The 16,049-nt window shown below is 72.5% G+C and carries 19 protein-coding genes and 1 pseudogene; 11 read left to right on the forward strand and 9 right to left on the reverse strand.

What is annotated here, in order from left to right; translation table 11 throughout:
- The 4 genes from ABZ881_RS25480 to hisG form a co-directional block, all read left to right on the forward strand.
- Positions 1–742 (forward strand): vitamin B12 dependent-methionine synthase activation domain-containing protein (locus ABZ881_RS25480; protein WP_358488134.1); only part of this gene is annotated, 742 nt, incomplete at its 5' end.
- A complete protein-coding gene (locus ABZ881_RS25485) occupies positions 735–1,436 on the forward strand; it encodes an HAD family phosphatase (RefSeq protein WP_358488135.1) in 702 nt (233 codons plus the stop codon). The genes ABZ881_RS25480 and ABZ881_RS25485, both read left to right, overlap by 8 nt.
- A gap of 248 nt (positions 1,437–1,684) precedes the next feature.
- The gene (locus tag ABZ881_RS25490) at positions 1,685–1,948 is read left to right on the forward strand and encodes a phosphoribosyl-ATP diphosphatase (protein WP_358488206.1); all 264 of its coding nucleotides are present in this window, start codon (positions 1,685–1,687) and stop codon (positions 1,946–1,948) included.
- Positions 1,949–2,007: 59 nt separating this feature from the next.
- Positions 2,008–2,901: an ATP phosphoribosyltransferase gene (gene hisG / locus ABZ881_RS25495; RefSeq protein WP_358488136.1), complete on the forward strand. Its 894-nt coding sequence runs from the start codon at positions 2,008–2,010 to the stop codon at positions 2,899–2,901.
- 42 nt (positions 2,902–2,943) lie between these two features.
- On the opposite strand, the gene ABZ881_RS25500 is transcribed toward hisG, so the two are convergent.
- Positions 2,944–3,768 carry a thioesterase family protein gene (locus ABZ881_RS25500; protein WP_358488137.1) on the reverse strand — a complete coding sequence of 275 codons (825 nt, stop codon included), beginning with the start codon at positions 3,766–3,768 and terminating at the stop codon, positions 2,944–2,946.
- Positions 3,765–4,697, reverse strand: coding sequence for a PD-(D/E)XK nuclease family protein (locus ABZ881_RS25505; RefSeq protein WP_358488138.1), 933 nt, complete (start codon positions 4,695–4,697; stop codon positions 3,765–3,767). Before ABZ881_RS25505 ends, ABZ881_RS25500 begins: the two co-directional genes overlap by 4 nt.
- 94 nt (positions 4,698–4,791) lie before the next feature.
- On the opposite strand from ABZ881_RS25505, the gene ABZ881_RS25510 reads away from it, so the two are divergent.
- Positions 4,792–5,682 (forward strand): tRNA (adenine-N1)-methyltransferase, encoded by an 891-nt coding sequence (locus ABZ881_RS25510; RefSeq protein WP_358488139.1) that lies wholly within the window; start codon positions 4,792–4,794, stop codon positions 5,680–5,682.
- Between the two features lie 238 nt (positions 5,683–5,920).
- Positions 5,921–7,741, forward strand: a complete 1,821-nt coding sequence (arc, locus tag ABZ881_RS25515; protein WP_358488141.1) for a proteasome ATPase — start codon at positions 5,921–5,923, stop codon at positions 7,739–7,741.
- Between the two features lie 56 nt (positions 7,742–7,797).
- On the opposite strand, the gene ABZ881_RS25520 is transcribed toward arc, so the two are convergent.
- The 5 genes and pseudogenes from ABZ881_RS25520 to ABZ881_RS25540 all read right to left on the reverse strand — a co-directional run bounded on the left by ABZ881_RS25520 (position 7,798) and on the right by ABZ881_RS25540 (position 10,093).
- The gene (locus tag ABZ881_RS25520) at positions 7,798–8,100 is read right to left on the reverse strand and encodes a hypothetical protein (RefSeq protein ID WP_358488142.1); all 303 of its coding nucleotides are present in this window, start codon (positions 8,098–8,100) and stop codon (positions 7,798–7,800) included.
- On the reverse strand, positions 8,040–8,966 hold the full coding sequence (locus ABZ881_RS25525) for an acyclic terpene utilization AtuA family protein (protein WP_358488207.1): 927 nt from the start codon (positions 8,964–8,966) through the stop codon (positions 8,040–8,042). Before ABZ881_RS25525 ends, ABZ881_RS25520 begins: the two co-directional genes overlap by 61 nt.
- Positions 8,894–9,136 (reverse strand): acyclic terpene utilization AtuA family protein, encoded by a 243-nt coding sequence (locus tag ABZ881_RS25530; protein ID WP_358488208.1) that lies wholly within the window; start codon positions 9,134–9,136, stop codon positions 8,894–8,896. Before ABZ881_RS25530 ends, ABZ881_RS25525 begins: the two co-directional genes overlap by 73 nt.
- Before the next feature lie 73 nt (positions 9,137–9,209).
- Positions 9,210–9,386, reverse strand: a pseudogene (locus tag ABZ881_RS25535) (acyclic terpene utilization AtuA family protein); the annotation flags it as partial.
- 158 nt (positions 9,387–9,544) lie between these two features.
- Positions 9,545–10,093 carry a YceI family protein gene (locus ABZ881_RS25540; protein ID WP_344017480.1) on the reverse strand — a complete coding sequence of 183 codons (549 nt, stop codon included), beginning with the start codon at positions 10,091–10,093 and terminating at the stop codon, positions 9,545–9,547.
- A gap of 108 nt (positions 10,094–10,201) precedes the next feature.
- Between ABZ881_RS25540 and ABZ881_RS25545 the strand changes: the two genes are divergently transcribed.
- Together ABZ881_RS25545 and lpdA are read left to right on the forward strand one after the other, a co-directional pair.
- Positions 10,202–10,720, forward strand: a complete 519-nt coding sequence (locus tag ABZ881_RS25545; protein ID WP_344017481.1) for a MarR family transcriptional regulator — start codon at positions 10,202–10,204, stop codon at positions 10,718–10,720.
- A 9-nt stretch (positions 10,721–10,729) separates the two neighbouring features.
- The gene (gene lpdA / locus ABZ881_RS25550) at positions 10,730–12,133 is read left to right on the forward strand and encodes a dihydrolipoyl dehydrogenase (protein WP_344017482.1); all 1,404 of its coding nucleotides are present in this window, start codon (positions 10,730–10,732) and stop codon (positions 12,131–12,133) included.
- An 81-nt stretch (positions 12,134–12,214) separates the two neighbouring features.
- Here lpdA and ABZ881_RS25555 read toward each other — a convergent pair whose 3' ends face one another.
- Both ABZ881_RS25555 and ABZ881_RS25560 read right to left on the reverse strand, forming a co-directional pair.
- Entirely contained in the window at positions 12,215–12,412 is a 198-nt protein-coding gene (locus tag ABZ881_RS25555) for a hypothetical protein (RefSeq protein WP_358488143.1), read from the reverse strand.
- 173 nt (positions 12,413–12,585) lie between these two features.
- Positions 12,586–12,921 carry a hypothetical protein gene (locus ABZ881_RS25560; protein ID WP_358488144.1) on the reverse strand — a complete coding sequence of 112 codons (336 nt, stop codon included), beginning with the start codon at positions 12,919–12,921 and terminating at the stop codon, positions 12,586–12,588.
- A 122-nt stretch (positions 12,922–13,043) separates the two neighbouring features.
- Between ABZ881_RS25560 and dop the strand changes: the two genes are divergently transcribed.
- The 3 genes from dop (at position 13,044) to prcB (ending at position 16,013) form a co-directional block, all read left to right on the forward strand.
- A complete protein-coding gene (gene dop / locus ABZ881_RS25565; protein ID WP_358488209.1) occupies positions 13,044–14,552 on the forward strand; it encodes a depupylase/deamidase Dop in 1,509 nt (502 codons plus the stop codon).
- A 207-nt stretch (positions 14,553–14,759) separates the two neighbouring features.
- Positions 14,760–14,957: a ubiquitin-like protein Pup gene (locus ABZ881_RS25570; protein ID WP_085912278.1), complete on the forward strand. Its 198-nt coding sequence runs from the start codon at positions 14,760–14,762 to the stop codon at positions 14,955–14,957.
- 165 nt (positions 14,958–15,122) lie between these two features.
- The gene (gene prcB / locus ABZ881_RS25575; protein ID WP_358488145.1) at positions 15,123–16,013 is read left to right on the forward strand and encodes a proteasome subunit beta; all 891 of its coding nucleotides are present in this window, start codon (positions 15,123–15,125) and stop codon (positions 16,011–16,013) included.
- The last annotated feature ends 36 nt before the right edge of the window (positions 16,014–16,049 follow it).

Below are 16,049 nucleotides of genomic sequence, written 5' to 3' on the forward strand. Positions count from 1 at the left end.
GGTCGCCCGGGAACTCTACGACGACGCCAACGCGATGCTCGACGACATCATCGCCGACGACCGGTTCACCGCGAAGGGCGTCTACGGCTTCTGGCCGGCGCACGCCGAGGGCGACGACGTCGTCATCCACCCGGACTCCGGTGCGGTGCGCATCCCGATGCTGCGCCAGCAGACGAAGAAGCCGCTCGGCCGGGCGAACCGCTGCCTGTCCGACTTCGTCGCGCCCGAGGGCGACCACCTGGGTGCGTTCGCGGTGTCCATCCAGGGCGCCGAGGTGATGGCGAAGGAGTTCGAGGACGCCCTCGACGACTACAAGTCGATCATGGTGAAGGCGCTCGCCGACCGGCTCGCCGAGGCGTTCGCCGAGTACGCGCACCGGCAGGCGCGGCGCGAGTGGTTCGAGCCCGACGCCGACCAGCCGGTCGAGGAGCTGCTCGCGGAGAAGTTCCGCGGCATCCGCCCCGCCTTCGGGTACCCGGCCTGCCCGGACCACACCCAGAAGCGGCCGCTGTTCGACCTGCTGGGCGCCGAGGAGCTGGGGATCGGGCTGACCGAGTCCTACGCGATGACGCCGGCGGCCGCGGTCAGCGGGCTGATCTTCCAGAACCCGGGCTCCCGCTACTTCACCGTCGGGCGGGTCGGCAAGGACCAGATCACCGACTACGCGCAGCGGCTCGGCATGGACGTCGTCGAGGTCGAGAAGTGGCTCCGGCCGAACCTGGGGTACAACCCGGATGCCTGACCCGACGCCTGAGCTCAGGGGTGTCCTGCTCGACATGGACGGCACGCTGATCGACTCCGAGAAGGTGTGGGAGGTCGCGCTCAACGACCTCATGAAGCACCTCGGGGCCGATCCGCTGCCGGTCGAGGCCCGGCGGGAGTCGGTCGGCGGGTCGCTGGACTCGTCGCTGCGGATCTGCTTCCGGGAGGCCGGGCGGGACCCGGACACGGTGCCGCCCGACGAGTACCGGGAGACCGGGGAGTGGCTCTACGACCGGGCCGGTGAGCTGTTCGCGCACGGCGTGCCGTGGCGGCCGGGTGCCCGCGAGCTGCTGGTCGCGCTGCGCGTCGAGGGCATCCCGGCCGCGCTGGTCACCAATACCATCCGGGTGCTGGTGACCCGCGCGCTGGACACCCTCGGCCCGGAGCACTTCACCGCGATCGTCCCGGGCGACGAGGTGGCCGCGCCCAAGCCGGGGCCGGAGCCCTACCTGCGCGGCGCCGAGCTGCTCGGCCTCGACCCGGCGGGCTGCGTCGCGGTGGAGGACTCGCCGACCGGCGCGCTCTCCGCCGAGCGGGCCGGCTGCGCAGTGCTGGTGGTGCCGTGCGAGCTGGACGTGCCGCCCGGCGAGCGGCGGGTGCAGCGCAGCACCCTCGCCGGGGTGACCCCTGCCGAGCTCGGCGCGATCCTGCGCGAGGTCCGCGCCCGGACCTGACCGGACGGGCCTCCGGTGGCCACGGCGCCGTCGGAGGCCCCGTCCGGGACGGCCGGGTGTTGCGCCGAACCCGCTCGGGCGGCTCGCGAGCGGTTCGGTTCCGTCGACGAACGGCCCGTCCTGCGCCGGTTGGTCACACCGGGTGAACCACCCGGCGCCGTGCGTTGCCCGCATGGCTCCGGAACCCGGGTACCCGCCGGTACCGCCGGACGCACCCTTCACACTGGTGCGGAAAGGGGTCGATGCACGTGAAGACATTCGACGAGCTGTTCGCCGAGCTGCAGGCCAGAGCCCGGGAGCGGCCGTCCGGGTCGGGCACCGTCGCGGCGCTGGACGCCGGGGTGCACGCCCAGGGCAAGAAGGTGCTCGAGGAGGCGGGCGAGGTGTGGATCGCCGCCGAGTACCAGGGCGACGACGAGCTCGCCGAGGAGATCTCACAGCTCCTGTACCGGCTGCAAGTGATCATGATCCAGCGCGGGCTCACCCTCGAGGACGTCTACAAGCATCTGTAGCGCCGCGAGGGCCCGGCACCACCAGCACTTCCCGCACCGACGATTCTCAGGAGAGCGTCATGCTCCGCGTGGCACTGCCGAACAAGGGCACCCTGGCCGAGCCCGCCGCCACGATGATGCGCGAGGCCGGCTACCGCCAGCGCACCGACTCGCGTGACCTCAGCGTGGTCGACGAGGAGAACGAGATCGAGTTCTTCTACCTGCGGCCCAAGGACATCGCGACCTACGTCGGCAAGGGCGACCTGCACCTGGGCGTCACCGGTTTCGACCTGATGGAGGAGTCCGGCAGCCAGACCCAGGAGCTGCTCGCCCTGGGCTTCGGCCGCTCCCGCTTCCACTTCGCCGGCCCGGCCGACAGCGACTGGAAGCTGGCGGACCTCGACGGGCGCAAGATCGCCACGTCGTACCCGCGGCTGGTCCGCTCGTTCCTGTCCGGCAAGCGGATCGGCGCCGAGATCGTGAAGCTCGACGGCGCCGTCGAGATCTCCATCCAGCTCGGCCTGGCCGATGCGATCGCCGACGTCGTCTCGTCCGGCCGGACGCTGCGCCAGCACGGGCTGCAGGTCATCGGGGAGCCGATCGCGACGTCGCAGGCCACCCTGATCGAGCGCGAGAAGCGCCCGGACCGGGTCGAGAACAGCGAGACCACCGCCATCAAGCGGGTGTTCGCCGACCGGCTGCAGGGCGTCGTGCTCGCCCGCGAGTACCTGATGATGGACTTCGACTGCCCCGAGTCGCTGCTGCCCGACGTGGAGAAGGTCGCGCCCGGGCTGCAGGCGCCGACCGTGTCCCCGCTGCGCAAGGCCGGCTGGGTCGCGGTCCGCACCATGGTCCCGGCGAAGGACACCAACCGGGTGATGGACACGCTCGCCCGGATCGGCGCCACCGCGATCCTGACCTCGGAGATCCGCAGCTGCCGCGCGATGTCGGTGAACGGGCACGGCCACGGCTGAACCGCCGGCCGGCCGCGCCGGGCCGCCCGGCCGCCGGGCGGCTCAGCGCGCCCGGACGGTGAGCGCCTGCGCGATCCGGCCCACCTGGCCGTGCCCGTCGAACAGGGTCGCCGAGCAGGTGCCCAGCCCGTCCGGCCCGACGACGGTCGCCGCGTCGACGCCGATCCACTCGCCGGCCGGGGCGCGGTGCAGGTGCACGGTCAGCTCGGTGTTGACGAACAGCCACTCGCGCACGTCCAGCGGGGCCGCGAAGCCGTTCGCGCAGTCCGCGGCGACCATCAGCCGCTCCAGCGGGTCCGGCTGCTCGCCGTCGACCAGCGGCACCCGCATCCGGACCCAGCCGCGGCCCGGGCCGGGATCGGCGAGCCGGCTGCCGTCCAGCCACGACCACTCGACGGCGTCCAGGAAGCCGGGCAGCCAGCCGTCCGGCCGGTCCAGCCCGATCGAACCGGTGTCCGGACCGGGCATCGGTTCGACGGCGCCCTGCTCGACGGCGGCGGTGTCGCCCGCCGCGAGCCGCCACGCCCTGGCGCGCAGGACGTCCCGGTCGCCGGCCCGCATCGTCGCCGAGAGCAGCTCGATGGTGCGCCCGGGCCGCTCCACCTGAGCGGTCACCGTGACCGGCCCGGCGGGCACCGTGCCGAGCACCTCGACGGTGACGCGGGCGATCCGGCGGGGTGCGTCGTCGCGGGCCGGCAGCCTGCGCATGGCCCGGGTGAGCAGCGCCGACGGCGGGCCCATGTGCTGGGCGTCGGCGAACCAGGGGCCGGTGGTCGACCGCGTGGCATCGAACCCGGCTCCGGTCGGGTCGGTCGGGTCGGTCGGGTCGTCGGTCCGGCGGTAGAAGGCGTCCACGACGCTGATCATGCCTCGCCGGTCGGCGCCGCCGCGTCGCCGGGCCAGCCCGGGTAGGGCGGCGGGACCCCGCCCCAGGCCGGGCAGCGTTCCCGGTGGTCGCAGGTCCGGCAGGCCGGTCCCCGGTTCGGCCGGAAGTCCCCGCCGGGTGCGGCCCGCCCGATGGCCGTCCACAGGGCGTCGAGCAGCCGGCCGAACCGGCGCAGCTCGGCCTCGTCGGGCCGGTAGGTCAGCACGGTGCGGTCGGCCAGGTACAGCATCCGCAGCTCGTCCGGCATCCGGCCGCGGGCCAGCAGCACCGCGAGCGCGTAGAACTTCAGCTGGAACAGCACGGCGCCCTCGAAGCCGTCGCCGGGCGTCGAGCCGGTCTTGTAGTCGACCACCCGCAGCGAACCGTCCGGTCCCTCGTCGAGCCGGTCGAGGATGCCGCGCAGCGGGACCGGTCCGCCGGGGCCGGTCAGCTCGGTCTCGATCCGGTTCTCGACCGCGGTGACCGGGACCGCCGCCGGATCCTCCAGGGTGAAGTAGGCGTCCAGCAGCGCGGCCGCCGAGTCCAGCCAGTGCGCCTGCTCCTGCGGTCCCTCGAACAGGGTGGCCGTCTCCGGCCAGGCCGCGGCCAGCTCGTCCCAGCAGGGGCCGAGCAGCTCCCGCGCGACGCCCGGGGTGCGCTGCGCGGCGGGCCGGGCGAACAGGGCCTCCAGCACCGCGTGCACCAGCGTGCCGCGCACCTGCGCCCGGGTCGGCGGCTCGGGCAGCCGGTCCACCGCGCGGAACCGGTACAGCAGCGGGCAGCGGCGGAAGTCCGCCGCGCGGGACGGCGAGAGCGCCGGCGGGCGACGGGCGGTGACGGTCGGGCCGGGGCCGGGGGTGGGGTTGGAGGTGGCGGTGCTGCCCGGGCCCGCGCCGTCCCGCGGCGGGGGAGCGGGCGGCGGGACGGTCACCGGCGCAGGCTAACCCGGCCCACCGACGGTTCCGGCGGCCCGGGCCGACCCCCGGCTCCGGGGCGGCGGCCCGGCGTGGATAGCGTCGTCGCCCGTGCCCGACCCCGTTCCGACCGCCACCGCCCCCAGCACCCCCTCCGCCGGGCCCGAGTCCCAGCGCCGCCGCCGGGGCGGCCCGTTCGTCGCGGGCGACCGGGTCCAGCTGACCGACCCGAAGGGCAGGCACTACACGCTGGTGCTGGAGGAGGGCGGCGCGTACCACACGCACCGCGGCCAGATCGCGCACGACGACCTGATCGGCGCCCCCGAGGGCAGCCTGGTCCACTCCGCGGCGAACACCCCGTACCTGGCGCTGCGGCCGCGACTGGCCGACTACGTGCTGTCGATGCCGCGCGGCGCCCAGGTGATCTACCCGAAGGACTCCGCGCAGATCCTCATGTGGGGTGACGTGTTCCCCGGCGCGCGGGTACTGGAGGCCGGCGCCGGGTCCGGCGCGCTCACCTGCTCGCTGCTGCAGGCGGTCGGCCCGGCCGGGCGGGTGATCTCCTACGAGGTGCGCGACGACCACGCGCCGCACGCCGTGCAGAACGTCGAGACGTTCTTCGGGCACCGCCCGCCGCACTGGGACCTCACGGTGGGTGACATCCGTGAGCACCGGGGCGAGGTGGACCGCGTCGTGCTGGACATGCTCTCGCCGTGGGAGGTGCTCGACACGGTCCGCGACAGCCTCGTCCCCGGCGGCATCCTGGTCGGCTACGTGGCGACCACCACGCAGCTGTCCGTGCTGACGGAACGCTTGCGCGACATGCAGTGCTGGACCGAGCCGGAGGCGTGGGAGGCGATGGTCCGGCCGTGGCACGTGGTCGGTCTGGCGGTCCGCCCGGAGCACCGGATGATCGCCCACACCGCGTTCCTGGTGACCTCGCGCCGGCTCGCGGACGGTGTCACACCGCCCCGTCAGCAGCGCCGTCCGACGGGTCGCTGACACCTCCGTCCGGGGCAGCCGGTTAGCCCGTCAGGGGGTATTGCTCCGATGCGGCACGCCCGGCGTGGAACAAGAACTTCACAAAGTCCCATCCGTGTGGACGTGGCGGTGACGGGCGGGAAGCCGCAGAGTGACGTCATGGTGCCGACCGGCTGAGGCCCGGATCACCGGTTCGACGCACCGCCGCGGTACCCCCGCCCGGGTACCGTGGTTGAACGGAACACGGAGGGAGGCTGCCGTGAACCACCCCTACGACGACGGTCCCGGCAGGCATGATTTCCACGCTGGCCGCGACCTCGGCCCGGCCGAGGCCGCCGAGCAGATCCGTCATCTCGAGAACGAGATCGCGACGCTGCGCCAGCGGCTGAGCGAGACCCCCCGGCACGCCCGAGTGCTGGAACAGCGCCTTGCCGAGACCACGAGCAGGCTCTCCGCACTGAACGCACGCAACGAGAAGCTCACCGAGACCCTCAAGGAGGCCCGGGGGCAACTCGTGGCGCTCCGCGAGGAGGTCGACCGGCTGGCCCAGCCACCGTCCGGCTACGGCGTCTTCCTGGCCCGCTACGACGACGACACGGTGGACGTGTTCACCTCCGGTCGCCGGATGCGGGTCCCGGTCTCGCCTGCGGTCGAGGCGAGCGAGCTGCGCAGCGGCCAGTCGCTGCGGCTGAACGAGGCGCTCACGGTGGTCGAGGCGATGGGCTTCGAGCAGGTCGGTGACCTGTACTCGTTGCGCGAGATCGTCTCGAAGCCCGGCGCCGACGGATCGGCGGGCCGCGGCCTGGTGATCGGTCACTCCGACGAGGAGCGGGTGGTGTGGCTCGCCGCGCCGCTGTTCGACCTCGGCCAGGAGGAGGGCACCAGCCCGCTCAAGGCCGGGGATCACCTCATGGTCGACTCGCGGGCGGGCTACGCCTACGAGCGGGTCGCCAAGGCCGAGGTCGAGGACCTCGTGCTGGAGGAGGTCCCGGACATCTCCTACTCCGACATCGGTGGCCTGTCCCGGCAGATCGAGCAGATCCAGGACGCGGTGGAGCTGCCGTTCCTGCACACCGAGCTGTTCACCGAGTACGAGCTGCGGCCGCCGAAGGGCGTGCTGCTCTACGGCCCGCCCGGCTGCGGGAAGACGCTGATCGCGAAGGCGGTCGCCAACTCGCTGGCGAAGAAGATCGCCAAGCAGCGCGGCGACAACCCGGACGAGGGGCGTGCGTTCTTCCTCAACATCAAGGGCCCGGAGCTGCTCAACAAGTTCGTCGGCGAGACCGAGCGGCACATCCGGCTGATCTTCCAGCGGGCCCGGGAGAAGGCCAGTGCCGGCACCCCGGTGATCGTGTTCTTCGACGAGATGGACTCGATCTTCCGGACCCGCGGCTCGGGTGTGTCCTCCGACGTCGAGACGACCATCGTCCCCCAGCTCCTCGCCGAGATCGACGGCGTCGAGGGCCTGGAGAACGTGATCGTGATCGGCGCGTCGAACCGGGAGGACATGATCGACCCGGCGATCCTGCGGCCGGGCCGGCTCGACGTGAAGATCAAGATCGAGCGTCCGGACGCCGAGGGCGCGAAGGACATCTTCTCCAAGTACCTCACCGAGACGCTGCCCATCCACGCCGACGACGTCGCCGAGTTCGGCGGCAGCCGCAAGGCCTGCGTGGACGGGATGATCCAGCGGATCACCGAGCGGATGTACGACGAGTCCGAGGAGAACCGGTTCCTGGAGGTCACCTACGCCAACGGTGACAAGGAGACCCTCTACTTCAAGGACTTCAACTCCGGCGCGATGATCCAGAACATCGTCGACCGGGCGAAGAAGTCCGCGATCAAGTCGGTGCTCGAGTCCGGCCAGCCGGGCCTGCGGGTCCAGCACCTGCTGGACGCGATCGTCGACGAGTTCGCCGAGAACGAGGACCTCCCGAACACCACCAACCCGGACGACTGGGCCCGGATCTCGGGCAAGAAGGGCGAGCGGATCGTCTACATCCGCACCCTGGTCACCGGCAAGAACGAGTCCACCGGCCGCGCGATCGACACCGCGTCGAACACCGGCCAGTACCTGTAGCACCCCGCTCCACCCGACGGGCCCCGCCGCACTCCGCGGCGGGGCCCGTCGGCACGTCAGGGCAGCTCGAGGGCCAGCAGCCGGGAGCCGAGCGACTTGCCGTGGGTGTCGAGCTCGGTCGAGACGGTCACCCCGCCGCCGCGGATCCCGGTGCAGACGAACTGCAGGCAGGCGACGATCGGGAGCTCGTGGCGGGTCACCGCGCCGCCGACCCAGGGATCGAGGAAGGCGCGCACCCGCTCCGCGGTGAGCTCCGCGACCAGCAGCGGAAAGTCGGCGTCGTCGCGGGGGACGACGGTCAGCGTCGCGACGGTGCCCTTGTCCCCGGCCCGGCACCGGGCGATCTCATGCAGCCGCACGTCGGCCCTCCAGCAGCGTCACCCGCGGCTCGACCGCCGAGCGCGGGACCAGTGTCGACAGCACGCCGACGACCTCGTCGACCCGGGAGCGGAAGCCACCGCCACCGGCCGGACCGTTCGTGTAGAGCGACTCGACCTCGTGCGCGAGCGCGTCCAGCACGTCCCGGTCCGTGCCCCGCGCCGCGAGCCGCAGACGGCAGTCGCCGACGCCGCCGCGGACCTCGATCCGCGGGGCGGCGCCGAGCCCGCGGACCCGTTCGCCGACGATGTCGGCGGCCGACCCGGCTCCGGGCCGCGGCGTTCGGCCCGACGTAGGAGATCTCGGCCTCCACCCGGTGCCCGGCCCGGTAGCCGACGCTGACCTTCAGCTCGTCCGGCCGGGCCCGGCCGGCGGCGCCGTCGACCCGGACCCGGTCCGGACCCTCGTCGGTGACCCGGACCCCGCCCAGGTCCAGCACGACGTCCGGGGTCCGGTAGGCGGTCGGGTCGGTGACCTCGTAGAGCAGCTGCTGGCGGACGGTGTGCCGGTCCAGCCGGCCACCGGAGCCCGCCGGTTTGCCGAACACCGCGCTGCCGTCGGCCCGCACCTTGGCCCACGGGAAGCCGAGGTCGGCGGGCCGCTCGACGTCCGAGTGACCGGGATCGGCGAAGTAGCCGCCGGTCAGCTGGCCGGCGCACGCCAGCAGGTGCCCGACCAGGGTGCCCGCGGCGGCCGCCGGGACGTCGCCGGGCCGCCAGCCGAGACGGTGCGCGAGCGGGGCCAGGAACAGCGACGGATCGGCCACCCGCCCGGTCACGACGACCACGGCCGCGGTGTCCAGCGCGGGCAGCAGCGCGTCCGCCCCGAGGTAGGCGGTCGCCGACACGAGCGCGCCGTGTGCGGCGAGCGGCCTGCCGTCCTCCAGGGCCGGGAGTCCGGGTCGATCCGGTCCAGGACGTCGTCGCCGGTGACGACCGCGACCGGGGCGGTGGAGCTGAGGCGGTCGAGCAGCGACCGCACCACCCGTCCGGCGGCCGGCGGGTTCGCGGCACCCATGTTGGTCAGCACCCGCACCCCCCCTGGCCAGGGTCTCGGGCAGCAGCGGCGCCAGCCGCCGCTCCAGCCGTGGGTCGTAGCCGGCGGCGGGATCGGCCAGCCTGCGCTGCTGGCCGAGCGCGATGGTGCGCTCGGCCAGACACTCCAGCACCAGGTCCTGCAGCTCGCCGGTGCGGGCCAGCTCGACGGCCGGGTCGATCCGGTCACCGGCGAACCCGGCGCCGCAGCCGATCCGGGTGGTGGTGGCCATGCGGGGTCCCGGTGCGCGACTGCCAGGTGCACTCCAGCAGCCCGGCGAGCGGAGCCGCGGGCAGGAACTCCCGGTATCCCACGGCCGCCGAGCCTACGACGCACCGGAGCCCCGGTCCGCGTGGCGCGGACCGGGGCTCCCGGGGGGTGCGGTGGGACTCAGGCGGCCCGCAGGACGGCCTGGATCTCCAGCTCGACGGTGACCTTCTCGCTCACGACGACGCCGCCGCCGTCCATCGGCATCGCGATGTCGACGCCGAAGTCCGACCGGTTGATCGTGGTGGTGGCGGTGAAGCCGGCGCGGGTGCCGCCGTAGGCGTCCGGCCCGAAGCCGTTCACCTCGAGCGCCAGCTCGACCGGCTTGGTGACGCCCTTGATGGTGAGGTCGCCGTTGACGACGAGATCGTCGCCCTTGGCCACCACGCCGGTGGACGTGAAGGTCCAGGTCGGGTACTTCTCCACCTCGAAGAAGTCGGCCGACTTGATGTGGCCGTCCCGCTGCTCGTTGCCGGTGCTCAGGGAGGTCGCGTCGATGGTCGCGGTGACCGTGGAGTCCTCGATCGACTCGCCGGTGACGATCTCGCCGGTCAGCTGCTCGAAGCGGCCGCGGACCTTGCTGACCATCATGTGCCGCACGACGAACGACACGTCGCTGTGCACCGGGTCGATGTCCCACGTGCCTGCGACGTAGTTGGGGATGCTGGTCATGGGGAACGCCTCCGATGTGGTGGTGCTGCGAAACTTAGTTGAACTCTCACTTGTTGAGAGTGATACTAGGACCAACAAGATGAGCGCTCAACAATTCCGGAGGGTGACGTGGAGCACACGCGCTGGCTCGACGACGACGAGCAGCGGACCTGGCGGTCGTTCCTGGCCGCCCAGCGTCTGGTGCTGGACCGCGTCGAACGTCGCCTGCAGTCGAACGCGGGGATGCCGCAGGCGTACTACGAGATCCTGGTGCGGCTCTCCGAGGCGCCCGGGCGGACCCTGCGGATGAGCGTGCTCGCCGAGTCGGCGTGGTCCTCGCGCAGCCGGCTGTCGCACGCGGTGGCCCGGATGGAGGAGGCCGGCTGGGTGGTCCGCCGGTCCTGTCCCACCGACCGCCGCGGCCAGCTCGCCGAGCTGACCGACGAGGGATTCGAGGTGCTCCGCAACGCGGCGCCCGATCACGTCGAGAGCGTGCGGGAAGCTGTCTTCGACGGGCTCACCGCGGCGCAGCAGGCCGGGCTCCGGGAGGCCTGCGAGACCCTCGTCGAGTACCTGTCCGGAACCGGGCAGTGGCCGGTGACCCGTGACGCAGGACCGGACGGCCCCGGCTCGGCCCGGGCGTCCTAGGCTGGGCGCATGCCTCATTTCGACGTCGTCGTGCTCGGAGCCGGACCCGGTGGATACGTGGCGGCCATTCGTGCCGCCCAGCTCGGCCGCAGTGTGGCGGTGATCGAGGAGAAGTACTGGGGCGGCGTGTGCCTGAACGTCGGCTGCATCCCGTCCAAGGCGCTGCTGCGCAACGCCGAGATCGCGCACATCGTCACCAAGGAGCAGAAGACCTTCGGGCTCTCCGGCGACGTGACGCTGGACTTCGGCGCCGCCTTCGACCGCAGCCGCACCGTCGCGGACGGCCGGGTCAAGGGCGTGCACTTCCTGATGAAGAAGAACAAGATCACCGAGATCGACGGCTTCGGCCGGTTCACCGGGCCGGGCGAGATCGAGGTCGACCTCACGAAGGGCGGCTCGGAGACCGTCACCTACGACGACGTGATCATCGCCTCCGGCTCGACGGTCAAGCTGCTGCCGGGCACCGAGCTGTCCGAGCGCGTGGTGACCTACGAGGAGCAGATCCTCACCCGCGAGCTCCCGGAGAGCGTCGTCATCGCCGGCGCCGGCGCGATCGGTGTCGAGTTCGCCTACGTGCTGGCCAACTACGGCGTCGACGTCACCATCGTCGAGTACCTGGACCGGCTGCTCCCGCTGGAGGACGCCGACGTGTCCAAGGAGCTGCTCAAGCGCTACAAGAAGCTGGGCGTGACCGTCCGCACGTCGACCAAGGTGGAGTCGATCGCCGACGACGGCAAGGGCGTCACGGTCACCGTCTCGGACGCCAAGGGCACCCACGAGCTGCGCGCCGACAAGGTCGTGCAGGCCATCGGCTTCGCCCCCCGGGTGGACGGCTTCGGCCTCGACAAGCTGGGCGTGGAGCTGACCGAGCGCGGCGCGATCGCGATCGACGACCGGATGCGGACCAACGTCGAGCACGTCTACGCGATCGGCGACGTCACCGCGAAGCTGATGCTCGCGCACGTCGCCGAGGCCCAGGGCGTCGTCGCGGCCGAGACCCTGGCCGGGGCCGAGACCCAGGAGCTCGACTACAAGATGATGCCGCGGGCGACCTTCTGTTCGCCGCAGGTCGCCAGCTTCGGCTACACCCAGGCCGAGGCCGAGCAGCTGGCCGACGAGAAGGGCTGGAAGGTCAAGGTCGCCCAGTTCCCGTACACCGCGAACGGCAAGGCGCAGGGCATGGCCGAGCCGAACGGCTTCGTCAAACTGATCTCCGACGACACCCACGGCGAGCTGCTCGGCGGGCACATCATCGGTGCCGAGGCCACCGAGCTGCTGCCCGAGCTGACGCTGGCCCAGAAGTGGGACCTGACCGTCCACGAGATGGCCCGCAACGTGCACGCCCACCCGACCCTGTCGGAGGGCCTGCAGGAGGCGATCCACGGCCTGGCCGGCCACATGATCAACCTCTGACACCGCCGTCACGCGGCCGTCGGGCCCGTACCCCGCCCGGGGTGCGGGCCCGACGTGTGCGGTGCGGGGGTGCGGCCGGCGTCAGTCGGTGGGCCGGCCGGGCTCGCGCCCGGCGGAGTGCTCGCGGCGCGTCGACGGGCGCTGTACGTCGCGCTTCTTCTCCTGGCGCTCCGCGGCGAGGGCGGCCTCCACCGCGGCCTGCACGGCGGCGGTGTTCACGTCGGGATCGATCAGCCGGGCGGCGGCGAGCGAGCGGGCCGAGACCGAGATGCTGACCATGCGGGACTCCAGAGTGTTGCGTGGGGGACTGGCGGCGGGTGCCGGTGCGGACCGGGAGGTTCCACGCTGGGCCCTCCCCGTCGTGTCGTCGCGCGACCCGCCGGGTGTTAACCGATCCAGTGCCCGGTGTGGGTGATCTGCGTTACCCGTCGGTAAACGGGCAGGCGGGGACACTATCCGACGGCGTCGCCGAGCCATCTGCGGGTGACCACACGGCCGTCGGGCACCCAGGGGTAGGCCGGTGGGTCGAGCCGGGACCGCAGCTCGTCGAGCGTCCACCAGCCGCCCTCGGCGACCTCGGCGGGCTGGTGCACCACCGGACCGTCGCAGAACGCCTGGTAGGCGTGGATATGCGCGCGCAGCCCGTGCTCGCCGTCGGTGCTGCGCAGCGCGACGGCGGTGCTGGCGTGCCACAGCGACCGGGCGTAGACCTCGCCCCGCTCGGCGACGCCGGTCGGCCTGCCGTCGGCGTCGAGCACCGTCAGACGTTCGCGTGCGGGGTCGGTCACGCCCGCGATGATCGGACAGTGGCCGATGCCGCCGCGCGGCGGGGTCGCGCCGTGCCCGGTGACGGTTAGGCTCGGGTAATGCAGTCTCGCGCAGGGAGCCGGTCGTGACGGCGCGGCGGATCATGGGCACCGAGGTCGAGTACGGCATCGCGGTGCCCGGCGACCCGACCGCCAACCCGGTGGTGACCTCCACCCAGGTGGTGCTCGCCTACGCCGCGGCCGCGGACGTGCCGCGCAACCGGCGGGCCCGCTGGGACTACGAGGTCGAGTCGCCGCTGCGCGACGCCCGCGGCTTCGACCTGTCGTCGCCGTCGCTGGCGCCGCAGCTCGACACCGACCTCGACGACCTCGGTGCGGCCAACGTCATCCTGACCAACGGCGCCCGCTTCTACGTCGACCACGCGCATCCCGAGTTCTCCACCCCCGAGGTGCTGACCCCGCGCGACATCGTGATCTGGGACAAGGCCGGCGAGCGGATCATGCTGGAGGCCGCGAGCCGGGCGGCGACCGTGCCGGGCGCGCCCCGGATGCAGCTCTACAAGAACAACGTCGACGGCAAGGGTGCGAGCTACGGCTCGCACGAGAACTACCTGATGGCCCGCAGCACGACGTTCCCGTCGATCGTCACCGGGCTCACCCCGTTCTTCGTGTCCCGCCAGGTGGTCTGCGGCTCCGGCCGGGTCGGGCTGGGCCAGCAGGGCGACGATCCGGGCTACCAGCTGGCGCAGCGCGCGGATTACATCGAGGTCGAGGTCGGCCTGGAGACCACCCTCAAGCGCGGCATCATCAACACCCGCGACGAGCCGCACGCCGACGCCGACAAGTACCGCAGGCTGCACGTCATCATCGGCGACGCGAACCTCTCCGAGGTCGCCACCCTGCTCAAGGTCGGCACCACGGCACTGGTGCTCGACATGATCGAGCACGGCCGGTCGTTCGAGGACCTGCGGCTGGCCGAGCCGGTGAAGTCGGTCTCCCGGATCAGCCACGACCCCAGCCTGCGGCAGACCGTGCCGCTGGCCGACGGCCGGCAGCTGACCGGGCTGAACCTGCAGGAGGAGTATCTGACCCGGGCGGTCGCCCATCTGGAGCAGACCGTCGGGAACGACCGGGCCGGTTGGGACCCGGACACCCGTGAGGTCGTCGAGGAGTGGGAGTCGGTGCTCACGGACCTGGCCCGGGACCCGATGCTCACCGCGGACCGCCTGGACTGGACGGCGAAGCTCAAGCTGCTCGAGGCCTACCGCGAGCGGGACGGCCTGACCTGGGCGTCCGGTCGGCTCGGCATGGTGGACCTGCAGTACTCCGACGTCCGGCTGGCCAAGGGCCTGTACAACCGGCTGGTGACCCGGGGGTCGATGCGCAGGCTGGTCTCCGAGGAGCAGGTGATGGCGGCGATGACCGAGCCGCCGGAGGACACCCGCGCGTACTTCCGGGGTACCTGCATGAGCCGCTACCCGGTCGAGGTGGCCGCCGCGTCCTGGGACTCGGTGATCTTCGACCTGGGCCGCGAGTCGCTGGTGCGGATCCCGACGCTGGAGCCGCTGCGGGGCACCCGCAAGCACGTGGGGGAGCTGTTCGAGGCGGTGTCCAGCGCCGAGGAGCTGGTGGACAAGCTCACAGCCCACTGAATCGGCACTGAATCGGCACTGAATCGGCACCGGCCCGGCACCGGCCCGGCACCGGCGACCCGGCACCGCCCAACAGGCGATTTTGTCGGTGCCGATCGGTAGGGTGAGTACGTACCGGATGTGCTCCGGTGCGCTCCGGTGGTGGCCACCGGTCGCACCGGTCGGGTCCGGTGGGTCTCGAGTGACTCAGCGCGAGGAGGAGACGTCATGTCGCAGGAGCAGACGAAGCGCCAGGGCGGTGGCGACGGCGACGACGAGTCCGCCGAGGGTGCCTCCGGATCCGGGCAGGAGCGCCGCGAGAAGCTCGGCGAGGACGTGGACACCATCCTCGACGAGATCGACGACGTCCTGGAGGAGAACGCGGAGGACTTCGTCCGGTCCTACGTCCAGAAGGGCGGCGAGTGACCCGATCGCGCCGCGCCGGCTGACCGGCGTCGCGCGGGCGGCACGCCCGTTCCCGTACTACCGTCCCGGCCGGGTCCGCACCAGCGGGCCCGGCCGTGCCGGAGGCCCCGCCGCCCGGCGGCGCGTCCGGCGCACGCAGCTCGAACGAGAGGCACGTACCCGAAGATGGAGTTCCGGCCGTCGGTCACACCCGGGATCGTGCCCGGGCACCACACAGGTCAGCTCGGCACCTTCCTCACCGGATCCGAGTCGTTCACGGATTTCGTCGGGGCCACGGCACCGCACCTGCTGCCGGGCGCCGGGATCGCGGCCTCGCCGGCGCAGGGCGGGAACGCCGCCGACACGCTCGGCGTGCCGCACGGCACCACGATCATCGCCCTCACCTACTCCGGCGGCGTCGTCATCGCCGGTGACCGGCGGGCCACCAGCGGCAACATGATCGCCCAGCGCGACATCGAGAAGGTCTTCGTCACCGACGAGCACTCGGCCGTCGGCATCGCCGGCTCGGCCGGGATCGCCGTGGAGATGGTCCGGCTGTTCAGCGTCGACCTGGAGAACTACGAGAAGCTCGAGGGCGTGCCGCTCTCGCTGGACGGCAAGGCGAACCGGCTCGCCGGGATGGTCCGGCAGAACCTGGGCGCGGCGATGCAGGGCTTCGTCGTGGTCCCGCTGTTCGCCGGGTACGACACCGACATCGCCGATCCGGCCCGGGCGGGCCGCATCGTGACCTTCGACCCCACCGGCGGCCGGTACGACGAGAACCTGGGCTTCCACGCGGTCGGCTCCGGCTCGGTCTTCGCGAAGTCGTCGCTGAAGAAGCTGCACGACCCGGCCGCGGACCTCGCCGGCGCGGTCCGCACGGCGATCGAGGCGCTCTACGACGCGGCCGACGACGACACCGCCACCGGCGGGCCGGACGCCGTCCGCCGGATCTACCCGGTCGTCGTCGGGATCGACGCCGACGGAGCGGTCCGCCGCGGCGAGGACGAGATCGCCGCCGTCGTCGAGCAGGTGATCGCCGGGCGCCGGGAGCGTCCCGGCGGACCCTCCCGCTGACCGACGTCCGCCGCCGCCCGCACCGTACGAGCCACT

The organism is Pseudonocardia sp. NPDC046786 (assembly GCF_040645415.1).
In the GTDB taxonomy this organism is placed as follows: Bacteria; Actinomycetota; Actinomycetes; order Mycobacteriales; family Pseudonocardiaceae; genus Pseudonocardia; species Pseudonocardia kongjuensis.